This is a genomic window from Neorhizobium tomejilense (genome assembly GCF_964254135.1).
Taxonomy (GTDB): Bacteria; Pseudomonadota; Alphaproteobacteria; order Rhizobiales; family Rhizobiaceae; genus Neorhizobium; species Neorhizobium tomejilense.
Genome location: NZ_CAXUSO020000001.1, coordinates 2,689,209 through 2,707,080 on the forward strand (window position 1 = coordinate 2,689,209; position 17,872 = coordinate 2,707,080).

General features: G+C 63.2%; 17 protein-coding genes. 9 read left to right on the forward strand and 8 right to left on the reverse strand.

Annotated features, from left to right (window positions below; genetic code table 11):
* The 4 genes from ACSQ3G_RS13750 to ACSQ3G_RS13765 all read right to left on the reverse strand — a co-directional run bounded on the left by ACSQ3G_RS13750 (position 1) and on the right by ACSQ3G_RS13765 (position 4,403).
* A complete protein-coding gene (locus ACSQ3G_RS13750) occupies positions 1–1,014 on the reverse strand; it encodes an alpha-ketoacid dehydrogenase subunit beta (protein WP_046635010.1) in 1,014 nt (337 codons plus the stop codon).
* Positions 1,015–1,223: 209 nt separating this feature from the next.
* Complete coding sequence (locus ACSQ3G_RS13755; protein ID WP_436110427.1) at positions 1,224–2,456, reverse strand: 3-methyl-2-oxobutanoate dehydrogenase (2-methylpropanoyl-transferring) subunit alpha; 1,233 nt, start codon at positions 2,454–2,456, stop codon at positions 1,224–1,226.
* Between the two features lie 38 nt (positions 2,457–2,494).
* The gene (locus ACSQ3G_RS13760; RefSeq protein ID WP_436110428.1) at positions 2,495–3,262 is read right to left on the reverse strand and encodes an SDR family NAD(P)-dependent oxidoreductase; all 768 of its coding nucleotides are present in this window, start codon (positions 3,260–3,262) and stop codon (positions 2,495–2,497) included.
* A gap of 10 nt (positions 3,263–3,272) precedes the next feature.
* On the reverse strand, positions 3,273–4,403 hold the full coding sequence (locus ACSQ3G_RS13765) for an acyl-CoA dehydrogenase family protein (RefSeq protein ID WP_105414694.1): 1,131 nt from the start codon (positions 4,401–4,403) through the stop codon (positions 3,273–3,275).
* Positions 4,404–4,589: 186 nt separating this feature from the next.
* Between ACSQ3G_RS13765 and treZ the strand changes: the two genes are divergently transcribed.
* From treZ to ACSQ3G_RS13790, 5 genes are all read left to right on the forward strand, one after another.
* Positions 4,590–6,401, forward strand: a complete 1,812-nt coding sequence (gene treZ, locus ACSQ3G_RS13770) for a malto-oligosyltrehalose trehalohydrolase (protein ID WP_436110429.1) — start codon at positions 4,590–4,592, stop codon at positions 6,399–6,401.
* Complete coding sequence (gene treY / locus ACSQ3G_RS13775; RefSeq protein ID WP_436110430.1) at positions 6,398–8,941, forward strand: malto-oligosyltrehalose synthase; 2,544 nt, start codon at positions 6,398–6,400, stop codon at positions 8,939–8,941. The genes treZ and treY overlap by 4 nt, the downstream gene beginning before the upstream one ends.
* A 156-nt stretch (positions 8,942–9,097) precedes the next feature.
* Entirely contained in the window at positions 9,098–9,271 is a 174-nt protein-coding gene (locus tag ACSQ3G_RS13780; protein WP_172724267.1) for a hypothetical protein, read from the forward strand.
* Between the two features lie 116 nt (positions 9,272–9,387).
* Positions 9,388–10,716 (forward strand): NAD(P)/FAD-dependent oxidoreductase, encoded by a 1,329-nt coding sequence (locus tag ACSQ3G_RS13785; RefSeq protein WP_436110431.1) that lies wholly within the window; start codon positions 9,388–9,390, stop codon positions 10,714–10,716.
* Complete coding sequence (locus tag ACSQ3G_RS13790) at positions 10,713–10,997, forward strand: hypothetical protein (RefSeq protein ID WP_105427169.1); 285 nt, start codon at positions 10,713–10,715, stop codon at positions 10,995–10,997. The genes ACSQ3G_RS13785 and ACSQ3G_RS13790 overlap by 4 nt, the downstream gene beginning before the upstream one ends.
* Positions 10,998–11,071: 74 nt before the next feature.
* Here the strand turns inward: ACSQ3G_RS13790 and ACSQ3G_RS13795 are convergent, their stop codons facing one another.
* From ACSQ3G_RS13795 to ACSQ3G_RS13805, 3 genes are all read right to left on the reverse strand, one after another.
* Positions 11,072–11,929 (reverse strand): SDR family oxidoreductase, encoded by an 858-nt coding sequence (locus ACSQ3G_RS13795; protein ID WP_105414688.1) that lies wholly within the window; start codon positions 11,927–11,929, stop codon positions 11,072–11,074.
* Positions 11,930–12,050: 121 nt separating this feature from the next.
* Positions 12,051–12,299, reverse strand: coding sequence for a hypothetical protein (locus tag ACSQ3G_RS13800; RefSeq protein ID WP_038589101.1), 249 nt, complete (start codon positions 12,297–12,299; stop codon positions 12,051–12,053).
* A gap of 87 nt (positions 12,300–12,386) precedes the next feature.
* Positions 12,387–12,800 (reverse strand): DUF983 domain-containing protein, encoded by a 414-nt coding sequence (locus ACSQ3G_RS13805; RefSeq protein ID WP_105427168.1) that lies wholly within the window; start codon positions 12,798–12,800, stop codon positions 12,387–12,389.
* Between the two features lie 205 nt (positions 12,801–13,005).
* Here ACSQ3G_RS13805 and ACSQ3G_RS13810 point away from each other — a divergent pair, with 205 nt between their 5' ends.
* Positions 13,006–13,860 carry a glycerophosphodiester phosphodiesterase gene (locus tag ACSQ3G_RS13810; RefSeq protein WP_436110432.1) on the forward strand — a complete coding sequence of 285 codons (855 nt, stop codon included), beginning with the start codon at positions 13,006–13,008 and terminating at the stop codon, positions 13,858–13,860.
* 6 nt (positions 13,861–13,866) lie between these two features.
* On the opposite strand, the gene ACSQ3G_RS13815 is transcribed toward ACSQ3G_RS13810, so the two are convergent.
* A complete protein-coding gene (locus ACSQ3G_RS13815) occupies positions 13,867–14,169 on the reverse strand; it encodes a hypothetical protein (RefSeq protein ID WP_436110433.1) in 303 nt (100 codons plus the stop codon).
* A gap of 164 nt (positions 14,170–14,333) precedes the next feature.
* Between ACSQ3G_RS13815 and ACSQ3G_RS13820 the strand changes: the two genes are divergently transcribed.
* The 3 genes from ACSQ3G_RS13820 to ACSQ3G_RS13830 all read left to right on the forward strand — a co-directional run bounded on the left by ACSQ3G_RS13820 (position 14,334) and on the right by ACSQ3G_RS13830 (position 17,835).
* Positions 14,334–15,695 carry an amidase gene (locus ACSQ3G_RS13820; RefSeq protein WP_436110434.1) on the forward strand — a complete coding sequence of 454 codons (1,362 nt, stop codon included), beginning with the start codon at positions 14,334–14,336 and terminating at the stop codon, positions 15,693–15,695.
* A gap of 205 nt (positions 15,696–15,900) precedes the next feature.
* Positions 15,901–16,677 carry an SDR family NAD(P)-dependent oxidoreductase gene (locus ACSQ3G_RS13825; protein WP_436110435.1) on the forward strand — a complete coding sequence of 259 codons (777 nt, stop codon included), beginning with the start codon at positions 15,901–15,903 and terminating at the stop codon, positions 16,675–16,677.
* 87 nt (positions 16,678–16,764) lie between these two features.
* Positions 16,765–17,835 carry an LLM class flavin-dependent oxidoreductase gene (locus ACSQ3G_RS13830; RefSeq protein WP_436110436.1) on the forward strand — a complete coding sequence of 357 codons (1,071 nt, stop codon included), beginning with the start codon at positions 16,765–16,767 and terminating at the stop codon, positions 17,833–17,835.
* Positions 17,836–17,872: the final 37 nt, after the last annotated feature.

Consider the following 17,872-nt stretch of genomic DNA (forward strand, 5'->3'; position numbering starts at 1 on the left):
TCAGGCCTCCATCATGTCGCGCAGCGCCCGGCCAACGCGGGCCGGGCCCGGAAAATAATCCCATTCCTGCGCATGCGGGTAAGGCGTATCCCAGCCAGCGACCCGGGTGACCGGGGCTTCGAGGTTGTAGAAGCAATGCTCCTGCACCAGCGCCGCCAGTTCCGCGCCAAAGCCGGAGGTGAGCGTCGCCTCGTGCACCACCATGCAGCGACCGGTTTTCTTCACCGACGTGACGATCGTATCGAGGTCGAGCGGCATCAGGGTGCGCAGGTCGATCACCTCGGCATCGATGCCGGTCTCCTCGGCCGTCGCCTCGGCCACATGCACCATCGTGCCATAGGCGAGCACGGTCACCGCCGAACCCGGCCGCCGCACCACCGCCTTGCCGAGCGGCACGACATAATGCTCGGCGGGCACCTCCCCCAGCGGATGACCGGCCCAGGACGTCACCGGCCGATCGTGATGGCCGTCGAACGGGCCGTTATAGAGCCGCTTCGGTTCGAGGAAGATCACCGGGTCCGGGTTCTCGATCGAGGCGATCAGCAGGCCCTTGGCGTCATAAGGGTTGGACGGCACCACCACCTGCAGGCCGCAGACATGAGTGAACAGCGCCTCCGGGCTCTGGCTGTGCGTCTGGCCCCCAAAGATGCCGCCGCCGGTCGGCATCCGCACGGTGATGCCACAGGTGAAGTCGCCGTTGGAACGATAGCGCAGCCGCGCAGCCTCCTGGGTCAGCTGGTCGTAGGCCGGATACATGTAATCGGCAAACTGGATCTCGACACAGGGTTTCAGCCCGTAGGCCGCCATGCCGATCGCCACACCGACGATGCCGGATTCGTTGATCGGAGCATCGAAACAGCGCGTCTTGCCGTATTTCTGCTGCAGGCCCTGGGTGCCGCGGAAGACACCGCCGAAATAACCGACATCCTCACCGAAAACGACCACATCGTCGTCGCGCTCCATGGAGACATCCATGGCGCTGCGGATCGCCTCGATCATCGTCATGCGCGGCATGGGCGGGCCTCCGATATGATGCTGGAGCAAGCAATCTCAAGATGGGAGCAAGACGCCCCCTCACCCGGCCTCCGCTTCGCTCGGCCACCCTCACCCCAAGGGGAGAGGGGGAATGGCGACGCCGCGGCATCTCTCTTCTCCCCCCGGGGAGAAGGTGCCGGCAGGCGGATGAGGGGGAGCCCCAATCGCAGACTTAGCACTTTCATCCCTCACACCCCTGCCTGCTGCCGCTGCCGTTTCAAATGCGGCGGCATTTCCGCATAAACGCCTTCGAACATATCCCGCATCGACGGCCGTCCGCCTGAATGCAGGGTGCCGTGGCGCTCCGCCTCCTTCTGGGCAGCGACGACCGTGTCGCGGATTTCCGCTTCCATCTGGCGATGGCGCTCCTCGCTCCATGTGCCGATGCGGATCAGGTGGTTCTTCAGCCGGATCACCGGGTCGCCGAGCGGCCAGGCCTCGGACTCCTCCTTCGGGCGATAGGCGGAAGGATCGTCTGAAGTGGAATGCGCGCCGACGCGATAGGTGACATATTCGACCAGCGTCGGGCCGATATTGCGCCGGGCCCGATCCGCGGCCCATTTGGCGACCGCGTGCACGGCGAGGTAATCATTGCCGTCGACGCGCAGCGACGGCAATCCGTAACCGAGGCCACGGGCGGCAAAGGTGCCGGACCCGCCGCGGGCGACACCCTGGAAGGTCGAGATGGCCCACTGGTTGTTGACGACGTTGAGAACGACAGGCGCCCGGTAGGTGGAGGCAAAGACCAGCGCCGAATGAAAATCCGACTCCGCCGTCGATCCGTCGCCGATCCAGGCAGCGGCGATCTTGGTGTCGTTCTTGATTGCCGATGCCATGGCCCAGCCGACGGCCTGCACATATTGCGTGGCGAGATTGCCCGAGATGGTGAAGAAGCCGTAGTCCCTTGCCGAATACATGATCGGCAACTGCCGCCCCTTCAGGGGATCGGCATCGTTGGAGTAGATCTGGTTCATCATCTCGACCATCGGATAACCGCCGGCGATCAGCAGGCCGGCCTGGCGGTAGGTCGGAAAGTTCATGTCGCCCGGCAGCAGCGCCTTGCGGAAGGCGCAGGAGACCGCCTCCTCGCCGAGATGCTGCATGTAGAAGGACGTCTTGCCCTGCCGCTGCGCCATCAGCATGCGGCTGTCGAAGACCCGCAGCAGCATCATGTGCTTGAGGCCTTCCATCAGCTCCTCTGACGTCAGCGATCCGGCCCAGGGACCGACCGCCTCGCCCTCACGGTCGAGCACGCGAATGATCGAATAGGCGAGATCGCGAATCTCCTTCGGATCGACATCCACCTCCGGCCGCCGCACCGAACCGGCCTTCGGGATCGGCACATTGGAGAAATCCGGCTTGCCGCCCGGCCGCACTTCAGGCTCCGGCACATGCAGGCTCAGTCTCTGTCCATCCGTCATTCGTTTCTCCTCCCAAAGAACCGGTCAAAATCAGTCGTTCAACGCGGCGCCATCCTGAGCGCTCCGTCGAGGCGGATCACTTCGCCGTTCAGCATCGGGTTTTCGATAATGTCGCGCACCAGCCGGGCAAATTCCGCCGGCCGTCCGAGCCGCGGCGGAAACGGCACCGATTTGCCCAGCGAGGCACGCACCTCGTCGGAAAACCCGGCCATCATCGGCGTTTCGAAAATGCCGGGCGCGATCGTCATCATGCGGATGCCGTCGCGGGCCAGCTCGCGGGCGATCGGCAGCGTCATGCCGGCCACCGCCGCCTTGGAGGCGGAATAGGCCGCCTGGCCGATCTGCCCGTCATAGGCGGCAACCGAGGCGGTGGCGACCAGCACGCCGCGCTCGCCCTCCTCGTTCGGCTCGACCCGGGCGATCGCCTGCGCCGCCAGCCGGATCACGTTGAACGTGCCGATCGTGTTGATCTCCAGCGCGCGGGCAAAACTTTCGAGCGCATGGATGCCTTCTCTGCCGAGCACCTTTTCCGACGGCGCGATGCCGGCACAACAGACGGCGCCACGGATCGGTCCGTTGGCGGCCTCCGCCTTGGCAACCGCATTTTCGACCGCCTCACCGCTTCGCACATCCGTCTTCACGAAGATCGTGCCCTTGCCGAGTTCCTCGGCTTTTGCCCGACCGCTCGTCTCGTCGAGGTCGAGCAAAGCCACGCAACCGCCGGCTTCGACAAGCATTTTAGCTGTCGCGAGCCCAAGGCCGGAAGCGGCGCCGGTCACCAGAAAATTTCCGCTTTCGATCCGCATCCCGTCCTCCTCAGTTCGCCAGGCCGCGGGCGATAATGATCTTCTGGATGTCGGACGTGCCCTCGTAGATCTGGCAGACGCGGACATCGCGATAGATGCGCTCGACAGGAAAATCGGAAATGTAGCCGTAGCCCCCGAGCGTCTGGATCGCCGCCGAGCAGACCTTCTCAGCCATCTCGGAGGCGAACAGCTTCGCCATGCAGGCCTCGTCCAGGCAGGGTTCGCCGCGATCCTTCAGCCGCGCCGCATGCAGCACGAGCTGCCGGGCTGCCTCGATCTGGGTCTTCGCATCCGCCAGCCGGAAAGCGACCGCCTGGTGGTCGAGCAGCAGCTTCCCGAAGGTCTTGCGCTCCTTGGCATAGGTGAGCGCCACGTCGAACGCTGCCTGCGCCATGCCGACGCATTGGGCGGCGATGCCGATCCGGCCCGCCTCCAGCCCCGACAGCGCGATCTTCAAACCGGCGCCTTCCGCCCCGATCCGCTGGCTTTCCGGAATGCGCAGGTTGTCGAACATCAACGCCGCGGTATCCGATGCCTTCTGGCCGAGCTTGTCCTCGATCTTGGAGATCGAAAATCCGGGCACATCCGTCGAGGTGACGAAGGCGGAGATGCCGCGTTTTCCGGCGGCGGGATCGGTGACAGCAAAGATGATCACCGTGCCGGCGATCTTGCCGGACGTGATGAACATCTTCGAGCCGTTGACGACATAGTCGCTGCCGTCCCTCACGGCGCGGGTGCGGATTGCCGCGGCGTCCGAACCGGTATCGGCCTCGGTCAGTGCGAAGGCGCCGATATGGCGGCCTTCGGCGAGCGGTCTGAGAAACCGTTCCTTCTGCTCGTTGGAAGCATGCATATCGAGGAGGGAGCAGACTGGCGAATTGTGGACGCTGACCAGCGTCGAGACCGCGCCGTCGCCGGCGGCGATCTCCATCAGCGCGCTGGCGTAGGCGACATAGGAACAGCCGACGCCGCCCCATTCCTCCGCCGTCCGCATGCCGAGAAACCCGAGCTCGCCGAGTTGTTTCAGAACGTCCGGCTCGATCGCATGCGACTTGTCGCGCGCAGCAGCTCCGGGTTTCAGCACCTCCCGGGAAAACTCCGCGGCAGTCGAGCGGATAAGCTCTTCTTCCTCAGTCAGCATGCACTGATCTCCTCCCCGAAACCGCTTGCATGAGTGCTAAATTAGGACCGAACCGGGCCGGCGACTACTCCTTTGAACTTGTTATTTGTTACCCTGGCGCGCAATTTTATTGCGCCTATGCCTCACAATGGAACTCGAAGCCTCTTCGACCGTTTGCCGGTCTCTCTCAACCAGGGGCTGGTCAGCATGCCGGACTTGAATGCCGCCACCGAGTTTCGCGCGTTTCCAAAGACATGGGGAGCCGAATATGTCGCCGCCGGCGAGGTGCGGTTCCGGCTCTGGGCACCCGGCCAGGAGACCGTGACGCTAAGGCTGAACGGCGAAGATACCGAGATGAGCCGCAGCGAGGACGGCTGGTTCGAGCTGCTCGCCACCGGCATCACCCCCGGCGCCGAATATGCCTATGTCCTTGCCGATGGCATGGTCGTGCCCGACCCCGCCTCGCGCGGCCAGAAGGACAGCGTCAACGGCCCGTCGCTGGTGATCGACCCGACCAGCTACACCTGGCAGCATCCAGAATGGCAGGGCCGGCCCTGGGAAGAAACGGTCGTTTACGAAATCCATATCGGCACATTTACGGAAGAAGGCACGTTCCGCGCCGCGATCGATAAGCTCCCTTATCTGGCAGACCTCGGCATCACCATGATCGAGGTCATGCCGGTCGCCCATTTCGGCGGAAACCGCGGCTGGGGTTATGACGGCGTGCTCCTCTATGCGCCTCATGCCGCCTATGGTCCGCCTGAGGATTTCAAGGCCTTCATCGATGCCGCCCACGGGCACGGGCTGACGGTGGTTCTCGATATCGTGCTCAACCATTTCGGCCCGGAGGGCAATTACCTGCCGCTTCTGGCGCCCGCCTTCTTCCACAGGCAAAAGATGACGCCCTGGGGCGCCGCGATCGCCTATGACGTCGAGCCGGTGCGGCGCTACATCATGGAATGCGCGCTCTACTGGCTGGAAGAATTCCATCTCGACGGATTGCGTTTCGACGCCATCGACCAGATCAACGATCCGTCCGACAAACACGTGATGATCGAGATCGCCGAACGTATCCGCGCCGAAATCCCCGAGCGCGCCATCCACCTGACCACCGAGGACAGCCGCAACGTCACCTTCCTGCATCCCCGCGACGAGCAGGGCAAGGCGCCGCTCTTCACCGCGGAATGGAACGACGACCTCCACAACGCCGCTCATGTCCTGGTGACCGGCGAGACGCATGCCTATTACAAGGATTTCGCCAAGGAGCCGGAAAAGCGGGTGGCGCGGGTGCTGGCGGAAGGTTTCGCGTATCAGGGCGAAGTCTCGCCGCAGACCGGTAAAAAGCGCGGCGTGTCCAGCCTCGATCAGCCGCCGGTGGCCTTCGTGGATTTCATCCAGAACCACGATCAGGTCGGCAACCGCGCCCAGGGCGAGAGGTTGATCGAGCTTGGCGGTCCCGACAAGGTGAAGGCACTGCTCGCCATGCTGCTTCTCTCGCCGCATATCCCGCTTCTCTTCATGGGTGAGGAATATGGCGAGACCAACCCCTTCCTGTTCTTCACCGATTTCCATGGCGATCTTGCCAAGGCCGTGCGGGACGGACGCAGCAAGGAGTTCGAAGGCCATGCCGGCCACGAGGGCGAAACGGTCCCCGACCCCAATGCCAAAAAGACCGTCGATGCCTGCAGGCTCGATTGGAAGAAGCTGGAATCGGCGGACGGCAAGGACTGGCTGGAGTTTACCAGGACGTTGCTGAAGCTGCGGCGGGAGATCGTGATGCCCCTGCTGGGCTCCGCAGGCGGTCGCTCCGGCAAGGTGGTGAAAACGGACAAGGGTTTCCTTGCCGTATCGTGGACTTTTCCAAAAGGCACGCTCTCGATGGCGCTCAACCTCGGTGAAAAGGTGCAGGCACTGCCGGACATGCCCGGCAGGGTGATCTTTGCGTGGCCAGAACAGGCGAAGGACCTGCCCCCCAACTCCGTACTCGTCCGTTTCGAAGCGGTCGGAGACGCCGCATGATGATCCCGACCGCCACCTACCGCATCCAGTTCCGCAACGGCATGACCTTCGATCGCGCCAGCGAACTGGTGCCCTATCTGAAGCGGCTCGGCATCAGCCACCTCTACGCCTCCCCCATCTTCACCGCCACGACCGGCTCCACCCACGGCTACGACGTGACCGACGCCAATGAGATCGACCCCGCGATCGGCGGCCGCGACGGTTTCGAACGCATGGTGAAGGCGTTGAAGGCCGAGGGTCTCGGCCTGATCCTCGACATCGTCCCGAACCACATGGCCGCGTCGCTTGAAAACCCCTGGTGGCGCGATGTCGTCGAAAACGGCCAGAACAGCCGATATGCCCGCCATCTCGATATCGACTGGACCAGACGTCTCACATTGCCCTTCCTCGGCAACACATTCGAGAAGGTGCTGGAAGCCGGGGAAATTTCCCTCAAAGCCGATCCCAAAACCGGCAAACCGGCCTTCGCCTATTACGACACGTCTTATCCGCTGGCCCCGGCGAGTTACGCCGGCCGCGAGACGGAAGTGCTGAAGATCACCGATCGCGCCGCGATTGCCAGACTGCACCGCCAGCAGCCCTACCGGCTGATGTCTTGGCGGGATGCACCGCGCGAACTCTCCTATCGCCGCTTCTTCGAGATTACCGGGCTTGCCGGCGTGCGGGTCGAGGATGGCGCCGTATTTGACGATACCCACCGGCTGATCCTCGAACTCGTCCATGACGGCAAGGTGGACGGCTTGCGCGTCGATCACGTCGACGGCCTCGCCGACCCGAAAGGGTATCTCGAACGACTGCGGCAGGAGGCCGGGCCGGATTGTTACATCACCGTCGAAAAGATCCTCGGAGAAGGCGAACAGATCCCGGCAGACTGGCCGATCTCCGGCACGACCGGTTACGAGTTCATCGCAGCCCTCAGCGACGCCCTGGTCGACGGCCGCAAGCTGGACGAACTGCGCGGCGCCTACGAAAGGATCGCCGGCCAACCGGTCGACATGGAAGCCGAACTGCGGGCCGCAAAGCTCCTGATGGCCGACAACAATTTCGCCGGCGAGGTCTCGGCCCTGCTGAATATCGCCATGCAGATCCAGCCCACCGAGGACCGCGGATCCGCGCCATCGGAGGCGGCGGTAAAATCTGCGTTGCGGGAACTGCTCGTCGCCTTCCCGGTCTACCGCACCTATGGCACGCGGGAGGGCATTCCGCCCGAGAGCCGGGAGATGCTGGCAAAAGTTCTTGACAAGGTGCGCAACGGCCCAAACCCGCCGGAGCATGCGGCGCTCGCCTTCCTCGAACGGATCCTGGTCGGCGATGTCGAGCAGCCGGCAGCCAGCCAGGCATCGATCTTCCGTACCCGGTTCCAGCAGCTCACCGGCCCGCTGATGGCGAAATCCGTGGAGGACACCCTGTTCTTCCGGCAGCACATGGCGCTGGCTCTGAACGAGGTCGGAGCCGAACCGCTGCCCCGCAGCTTCTCGCTCGATCGCTTCCACGCGGAAATGCAGGTGCGGCTGGAAAGACAGCCCGACGCGCTGTCTGGCACCTCGACCCACGACACCAAGCGCGGCGAGGATGCCCGCGCCCGGCTTTATGCAATCACCGAAGCCCCTGACCTCTGGGCCGATGGCGTCGATCGCTGGCGCAGGATCAACAGCCAAGCCGTCCGCACGCTGGATGACGGCCCCGCGCCGGAACCTGCGGTCGAATGGATGCTTTACCAGGCGCTCGCCGGCGCCTGGCCGAACGATCTCCACACGGAAGACGCGGCAGGCCTCAAGGCGCTGGAGACACGTTTCCTCGGCTATGTCGAAAAGGCACTGCGCGAGGCGAAGCTGCGCACCAATTGGGGCGCTCCCAATGAGACCTACGAGAAGGCGGTCCTGGAGTACGCCCGCACGCTTCTGTCGCCCAGCAGCCAGGCCTTTCTGACAGACTTTACCGATACCTTGCGCCCCTTCATCCGTGCGGGCCTGGTGAACAGCGTCACCCAGACGATCATCAAGCTGACGGCGCCGGGCGTACCGGACATCTATCAGGGCAGCGAAGGCCTCGACCTCAGCCTCGTCGATCCTGACAATCGCCGCGAGCCGGATTTCGACAGGCTGCAGCGACGGTTGACGGAGAAGGAAAAACTTGCCTCCACCGAGGAGGACGAATGGCAGACCGGCCGGCTGAAGCAGCACGTCATTGCCACCCTGCTGCGCGTTCGCCAGGAGGCGCCGACCCTGTTTCGCCGGGGGGAATATCTGCCTCTCGGAGCATCGGGCAAGCGGGCCGACAACGTCATCGCCTTCGCCCGCGCCGACATGGACGACGCCTTCATCGTCATCGCCCCGCGGCTGGTGTTCAGCGCGCTGCATGCGAGCCTTGCTCCGTCTCGGTCCGAACGTTGGGCGGAAACGGAAATAATTCTCCCCGAAAGGCTGGGGCACCGCCGCTATCGCGATGTCTGCACCGGCAAGGTCGTCGATCCCAAAGATCGCATCGCGGTCAACTGGGCGTTCGGCGATCATCCCTTCGCGCTTCTGCTGGCGGAATAGTGCCGCTACGTCAAAGAGCCTCACAAGGAAAAGGCGCCGATCCTAAAACGGACGGCGCCTTTTCGATATCCTTCAGCCTTGCTTCTCACCGATCAGCCTATGCCGATGAAGGACAGGACGGCGAGAACGATAACGACGGCCCCAACGAGCCATACGATGCTGTTCATGACTGTCTCCTTTTCAGTTCCCTACAGGTGGAAGCAAGGCTTCCGTTTGATTCCATTCAATAAATCAAGCAAACCCAACGAGATTCAGAACGGCGATGACGATGACGACCGCGCCGACCAACCAAACGATGCTGTTCATGACTTTCTCCTTTTGATGTCGTGAAATTGAACGGCGACAGGCGTAAAAGGTTCCGGTGAAACATGGCTGGAACAAACGCGCCTGGCGTGGGTTGAACGAGCGTCAAGCGGGGCCTTGCCCCGCCAAAAGGGTGGGGCAATATGGCCGACGAAACTTTGAAGAACGACATGACGGGCGGAGAAACAAAACCACCACGCGTCGTCATCGTCGGCGCCGGTTTCGGCGGGCTGGCGACCGCCGGAGCGCTCGGCAACAGCCCCATTGATGTGACCGTCATCGACCGGCGCAACCACAACCTTTTCCAGCCGCTGCTCTATCAGGTCGCGACCGCCGCACTGTCTCCCGCCGACATATCGGAACCGATCCGCCGCACGCTGGGGCGCTTCAAGAACATCAACGTCATGCTGGCGGAAGTTACCGGCGTCGATGCGGCTGCCAAGACCGTGATGCTCGATAACGGCACCTCGGTCCCTTACGACCGTCTCGTCATCGCCACCGGCTCGGACTACAACTATTTCGGCCATGACGACTGGCGCGCCTGGGCGCCGGGCTTGAAGACCATCCACGAAGCAAGGCTGATCCGCCAGCGCCTGCTGCTCGCCTTCGAGAAGGCAGAGCTGTCCCATGATCCGGAAGAAAAAAAGGCGCTGCTCACCAGCGTTATCATCGGCGGCGGTCCGACTGGCGTCGAAATGGCCGGCGCGATCGCCGAGCTCGGCCACTTCATGATCACCCGCGATTTCCGCAAGCTCGAGCCGGATCACATGCGGGTCATCCTCATCGAGGCCGGCCCGAAGATCCTCGCCACCTTTCCCGACAACCTCACCCAATACGCCCTGAAGGCTCTCGAAAAGGCAGGCGTCGAGGTGATGACCAATCTGGCCGTCGAATCCGTCACCAGGGACGAGGTCATTGCCGGCTCGCAGCGTTTCCGCACCAGCTGCGTCATCTGGGGTGCGGGCGTCAAAGCCTCGCCCGCAGCCAGATGGCTCGGCATCGAAGGCAAGGTGGGAGGGCGCATTCCGGTCGAACCGGACCTCTCGATCACCAGCTTTCCGGATATCTTTGCGATTGGCGACACGGCACTGGGGCTTGCGGAGGACGGCAAGCCGCTGCCCGCCCTAGCCCAGGTCGCCAAGCAGCAGGGGCAATATCTCGGCAAGGCGCTGCGGGCGAGACTGATGGAAGGCAAGGCGCCCCAGCCTTTCCGGTTCCACAATCGTGGCAATACCGCCGTCATCGGCCGCGATGCTGCGATCTTCGATTTTGGCAAATGGACGCTGAAGGGTCGGGTCGCCTGGTTCCTCTGGGCGCTCGTCCACGTCTACCTGCTCGTCAATTTTGAAAAACGCCTGCTGGTTAGCGTACAATGGATCTGGCGTTACCTGACCCAGCAGCGCGGAGCGCGGCTGATCGATGAAAACGCCGCCACGTCGGTTCCGTCTTCCACGCAAAGGACAGAGACATGAACACCGCCAATCCGCAGCTCGAAGGCCTCTATCTCGCCGTTGCCGCAATCAACCGGCTTCTGGTCGAAAAGGGTGTCGTCTCCCATGCCGACATTCAGAGCGCCCTGCAGGCGGCCGAACGCACCGTGCTTGACGACGACAAGCCGCTCGCGGTGTCGACGTCCCATCAGAAGGCAATCGCCTTTCCGATCCGGCTCCTGCTTCTGGCAAACGAGGCGAGCGAGCAAGGCACCAAAATCTGTTTCGAGGACCTGGCCCGGGAAGTCGGCCGCCGCACCTGAGAAAATGTACCCGCCAAACATGAACGGCGGCGTGGAGCCCACGCCGCCGCTGTTTTCGTGGGAGGAGAGCTTAACTACAGGATGGGCTTGCCGCCGGTGACGGCGATCGTCGTGCCGGAAACGTAGCTGGAGAGCGGATCGGCGAGCATCACATAGGCCGTCGCCAGCTCGGCCGGCTGGCCGGGACGTTTCATCGGCACCTGCTTGCCGAATTCCTTCACCCGGTCTTCCGGCATGGTGGAGGGGATGAGCGGCGTCCAGATCGGCCCGGGTGCGACCGCATTGGCGCGTATGCCCTTTTCGGCCAGCAGCTGTGCGAGACCTGCCGTGAAATTCTGGATCGCGCCCTTGGTGGTCGCATAGGCAAGCAGCGTCGGGCTCGGACTGTCGGAATTGATCGACGCCGTGTTGATGATGGCGCTACCCGGCTTCATGTGGGGAACTGCCGCCTTGGTGAGATAGAACATCGCATGGATGTTGACCTGGAAGGTCAGTTCCCATTCTTCGTCGCTGATGTCGCCGATGTCGGAAAACGTCGCCTGATGAGCGGCGTTGTTGACGAGGATATCGATCCCGCCGAACTCCTGGACCGCCTTGTCGATGATTGCCCGGCAATGCGCCGCGGTCTTGATGTCGCCCGGCACCAGCACCGCCTTGCGGCCGGCCTCCTCTACCAGGCGTTTGGTATCCTCGGCATCCTCGTCTTCATCCAGATAGGAAATCAACAGATCGGCGCCCTCGCGCGCATAGGCGATCGCCACCGCCCGGCCGATGCCGCTGTCGCCGCCTGTGATCACCGCCTTCTTGCCGGCCAGCCGGCCGGAACCGCGGTAGGAAAGCTCGCCGTGATCGGGCACCGGATCCATGCGCCCGGTAAAGCCCGGCATCGGCTGCTGCTGTTCGGGAAACGGCGGAGTGGGATACTGGGCCATCAAAATCTTCCTTGTTGTCGAGGTCGCGAACTGATCGCCCCAACTGGCCTCGTCTGGAGATGTTCCCAATCAAAATGCACAATCAGAAAAAGAAGAAATCGCGACGCAACACGCTTTCCGGTCACGCCCCCGGGGTGATTGCTCCGTCGCCGCGCCGCAGGCGCTTCAGCTGATTGACGATCCGGAGCGAGCTTGCGGCCCGTGCCGCAGAGGAATCCGAGCTCTTCGACAGTATCCGCAACATGTCCTCCGCCTCGTCCGCAGAGATGGTGCCCCGGGCGGCCAGACCGTCGATCAGCATGAGCATCGCCCCCTCGACCGCGAGCGATCGTCGGCGCGTTTCCATTTCGATTTCATCGGCATCGGACATTGCAGGCTCCTTGAACTGTCACCTGCCGAATGGTTTGGGGAGAAGATTGTTCCTCATCATCCTGCCCGGTCTTATCCTATCGCCAAGTCAGCCGCCGTTCTGTGAGTCATTTGGCGGTGACGGGCTTTTGTCGACCTTGCCGGGGCCTGCCTTGTAAAAATACTGGCTCGCGACCAGCCAGCCCTTCAACGGCCGCATCGGCGCAAGGCAGGTGAGGAGCAGGAAAGGCAGCGAGATCAGCAGATGCACCCAGAACGGCGGCTGGAAACTGGTCTCGATCCAGACCGCAAGCGCGATGCTCGGAATGCAGCCGAAGCACATAACAAAAAAGGCGGGACCGTCTCCGGGATCGGCGAAGGAATAATCGAGGCCGCAGACCTCGCAGGCCGGCCGCATCGACAGGAACCCGTTGAACAGATGTCCCTGGCCGCAACGCGGGCAACGGCCGCGCGGGCCGGTGCTATAGGGAGGAAGCGGCGCCCAATTCGCGTCATGGGACATGGAAATCTGCCTTTCGTGACAGGAGACAAAATGTGTTTTCCGGATATTTATCCGGCAGACCTCTATAACAAGCCGTTCCCTGCCGGGCGCAATCTCGGCTTTTGAGGTTCGGCACGAAACTTCTGTCATCGATCTATGGCAGGCAGCTTCAAAACAATAGTCTGGCGTCGATCGAATCGCTGCCCTTCACCTTAGACGGTATTTCATGGCTTCAGAATTTTCAGGCCTCGGCATCGCCCATCAGGGTCGTTTCACCCGGCTGAAGTGGCATCGCCTGCGCCGCAGCTTCAAGGACCCGCTGTTTTCCGCCGGCGTCATGGCAGAGGGTTTTCGCCTGGGGGCATCGAGCGAACTCGATCTGCGCGTCCGCGCCGATGGCGGTTTTGTCGTGCTGCACGACGAGGAACTCGAAGGTGAAACCACCGGCCACGGCCTCATCCGTGAGGCTTTGCCCGAAACCATCCGCGGCCTGACGCTTCTGCAGGGCGGCCATCCGCCGATCCTCAGCGAGGATCTCGCGACGAAGCTTCAAACGGCGCATCCGGACGCCCTGCTGCAGTTCGACATGAAGGACGGGTTTGAGGCGATCGGCCGACGCGGTATGGATCATCTCGCCGATCATTTCGGTAATGCCGGCTCCTCGATCATTGTCAGCGGCGCCGATCTCGATCTCGTCGTCGCCGTGAAAAAGAGACTGCCCGGCCTCAAGCGCGGCATCGACCCGACCGGCAAGCTTATGGAGATCTATCGCCACCAGGGCCTCAAGGCCATCGAGGCGGATCTTCGCGCCGATATCGCCGGCCCGACCGAGCCGGACACCATCTATCTCGCCTGGCAGCTGGTGCTGCAGGCCGCCAAGGATGGGCTCGACCTGATCGGCCTCTGCCACGATGCCGGCACGCTCGTCGATGCCTGGACCTTCAACCTCAAGAACCCGGACGCCGGTTTCGACGAGACCGAAGCCCGCAGCTTCTCCGCCCTGATGGCGCTGAAGCCGGATCAGATCACCACCGACGAACCGGTGGCTACCGAACGTGCCTGGGCGGCCATATCCGCTTGAGATTCATCAATCGTCCAGCCCGAACGGATCGCGAAACACCCGCCGGTTGACCAGCTTGAGACTGCGGTCCGGCTGGATGATGTAATTTTCCTCGACCCGCTGGCCGAGTTCGTTGCGGAACTCGTGCGGCACGACGCTGCCGATCGGCGCCTTGGTGAGCTTGGTGCGCGGCTGGCCGCCATAGGTGATGCTGCCGGGGATCGGCCGGATGCCCGGACCGATGTCGATTGCTCCGGTGGTTCCGCCGCCGTCCGTGCTGCAGCCGGCAAGCGCGATCACAAGACCGGCGGTGGCGATGATGTTTCTCATGGGCTGATCCTTCCCGATGTCCCGCTGACGCGGTGGACTCACTGAACTTCGCGGATATGCGGGAAGTTCCATGCCATGAGCCAAGCCGATAAATCCTCTACCCATTGCCAAAATATCCGATACATCTGTCGCCCGCCAGTAACGGAATGAGGAGAATGACTGCCGTGACGAAATCCTTTGGAGCGATGTCGATCGCCGAGCTTTCCGCGCTCATCCAGATGGGCAAGGTCGACCCCGTCGAAGTCACGGAATCGGTCCTCTCAGGTCTCAAGGCCTACCCCGACAAGGCCGTGTTCATCTCGCTTCTCGAGGAGCGCGCCATGGCGGAAGCGCAAAGCTCCTCGAAGCGCATGAAGGAGGGCCGCTCGTTCGGCCTGCTCGACGGCATCCCGATCGCCTGGAAGGACCTCTTCGACATCGAGGGACTTCCGACCACCGCCGGCTCGAAAGTCCTGAAGAAAGCGAATCCCGCCGCGAAGGACGCAGCGATCGTCGACCTGCTGAAACAGGCCGGCATGGTCGCGGTCGGCCGCACCAACATGAGCGAATTCGCCTTCTCCGGCATCGGCATCAATCCGCATTACGGCACGCCGCAGAACCCGCATGGCAAGGACGCGCCGCGCATTCCCGGTGGCTCCTCCTCCGGTTCCGGCGTCGCGGTCGCGGCCGGCCTCGTGCCCGTCGCAATGGGCACCGATACCGGCGGCTCGATCCGCATCCCGGCTGGCTTCAACGGCATCGTCGGTTACAAGGCGACCCGCGGCCGTTATGCGATGAACGGCGTCTATCCGCTGGCAACCAGCCTCGATTCGCTCGGCCCGCTCTGCCGCACGGTGCAGGATGCGGTCTGGATCGATGCCGCCATGCGCGGGCTTGCAGTACCGCAGACGGCCCGCCAACCTGCCCGCCCCCTCGATATCGTCATCCCCACCAATATCATCTTTGATGGCGCCGAGCCGGGCGTGGTGACCGCCTTCGAAGCGACGATCGAGCGGCTGGCAAAGGCCGGAGCCAGGATCACCCGCCTCGCCTTCCCGACCTTCGACGAACTTCCGAAGCTGATGGTGAAATACGGTCCGATGGTGACCGCCGAAGCCTTCGCCCTGCATCGGGAAAAGCTGTCGGGGCCGGATGCCGCGGAGATGGACCACCGTGTCGTCGCCCGCACCCGCCTCGGCGAAAAGACCAGCCTGTCCGACTATATTGCCATCGTTGAAAACCGCGCCCGGATGATCGCCGAAACCGAGGCACTGATCGGCGACCGCTTCGTCGCCATGCCTTCGGTCGCCCATGTGGCGCCGCCGATCGCACCGCTCGAAAAGGACGACGAGCTGTTCTTTGCCACCAACGGCAAGACGCTGCGCAATACCGGCTTCGGCAACTTCCTCGACTGGTGCGGCGTCTCCATCCCCTGTGGCACCGGCGATGCCGATATGCCGGTCGGCTTCCTCCTGTCGGCCAATGCCAATTGCGACGAAACACTGCTCCAGGCCGCCATGGCTTATGAGGAAATCATCAGAGGATAGGAATGGCGGAGCCCGGATCGGCTCCAGCAGACATCAGCGCCCCCGCAAATTGCGCCCAGGCGCGCCGCATGGAAGAGTTGCCTCCCTGCGCAGCTAACTAAGGAACCGTTTCCCCGTAACCGGGATCGTGGCAGTTGCCTTTTGCTTGTTCCAATATCCTCGAGAGCCTAGCCTCTCCCCTGGATTTTGAGGAAAGCGGCGCACCATGCAACTCGATTTGAACGGCAAGACGGCATTGATCACGGGCGGCTCCAAGGGCATCGGCCTCGCCTGCGCCCAGTCTCTCCTGTCCGAAGGCGCGCACGTCGTCATCTGTTCGCGTTCTCAGGCGAATATCGACGCGGCTCTGGCAAAACTGCCCGGGGCGATCGGCTTTGTGGCCGATCTGATATCGGAAAACGAGGCGCTGACGCTCATCGACAAGATCGAAGCCGACGTGGGAGCGCTGGATATTCTCGTCAATTGCGCGGGAGCAGCAAGACGCACGCCGCCCCAGGACCTCAGCCCGGCCCACTGGCGTGCCGCGATGGACGCCAAATATTTCTCCTACATCAATGTCATCGATCCGGTGGTCAAACGGATGGCGGCCCGGCGGACGGGTGTGATCGTCAATGTCATCGGCGGCGGCGGCAAGGTCGCATCGCCGATCCACCTCCCGGGCGGGGCCGCCAACGCGGCGCTGATGCTGGCGACCGTCGGCCTTGCAAACGCCTACGCCGCCAGCGGGTTGCGCATCGTCGGCATCAATCCCGGCAATACCGAAACGGAGCGGGTAACCGAGGGCCTTCGGGCAGAGGCGGCTCTCCACGGCATCAGCGAACAGGCGGCGCTTGAAAAGATGGTCCAGCGCATCCCCCTCGGCCGCATGGCGACGCCCGAGGAGATCGCCAACGTCGTCACCTTCCTGAGCTCTTCGAAGGCGAGCTACGTCACCGGTGTCGTGATCGGCATGGACGGTGCCCTCAACCCGATCGTCGTCTGACGGAACCTCTCGGACCCCGGCCGGCGTGCGCCACGCTGCCTTCCACTCATTTCCCTATTTCAGCCATCAGAGATGCAGGTCGATAACATGAGCAGCAATTCCGAGTTCCTCTGGTATATCCCGAACGATGTCAAAGCCGGCCATCGCGGCGATTCCTCCGCCGAGAACCACAACAGCCTGGAGACGCTGACCAGCCATGCCAAGGCGCTGGAGGCGCACGGCTGGAAGGGCGCGCTCGTCGGCACCGGCTGGGGCCGGCCGGATACGTTCACCATCGCAACCGCCCTTGCCGCCTGCACCACCACCTTCGAGCCGCTGATCGCCATCCGCCCGGGTTATTGGCGGCCGGCGAACTTCGCCTCGGCCGCGGCGACCCTCGATCACCTGAGCGGCGGCCGGGTGCGGGTCAACATCGTCTCGGGCCAGGACAATCTCCCCGCCTATGGCGACAGCGAGGGCGATCAGGCGCATCGTTATGCCCGTACCAGGGAATTCATGCGGCTGGTCCGCCGGCTGTGGACCGAGGAGAACGTCACGTTCAAGGGCGAGCATTTCCAGGTCACCGGCTCCACGATCGAGCCTCGCCTCCAACCCCGCGGTGACCGCAAGCACCCGAAACTCTATTTCGGCGGCGCTTCGGAAGCCGCCGAGCGGGTGGCCGCGACGGAAGCCGATATCCAGCTTTTTTGGGGCGAACCGCTCGACGGCGTGCGGGAAAGGATCGAACGGCTAAAGGCGCTGAGCAGGCAGCTCGACCGCGACCTTCCTCCGCTTCAATTCGGGCTGCGGATCACCACCCTCGTCCGCGACACGACCGAACAGGCCTGGGCTGATGCCGAGGCGAAGGTCGCCGAAATGGCCAAGGGCAAGGCCGGCAACTGGAACGACCACGGAAAGCCGGTCGCCGTCGGCCAGCGCCGACTGCTCGAACTGCACGAGCGCGGCGACGTCCTCGACGACAACCTTTACACGGCGCCTGGAAAATTCGGCGGCGGCGGTGCCGGCACCACCTGGCTCGTCGGCTCAGCGGAAGACGTCGCCCGTTCGCTGCGCAAATACGAGGATCTCGGCATCACCCATTTCGTGCTCTCCGACACGCCTTATCTCCAGGAGATCAAGCGGCAGGGCGACCAGCTGCTTCCGCTTTTGCGCGGTTGAGGCGGAACCGCGGTCGACCGCGAAAAGCAGCCGGCCT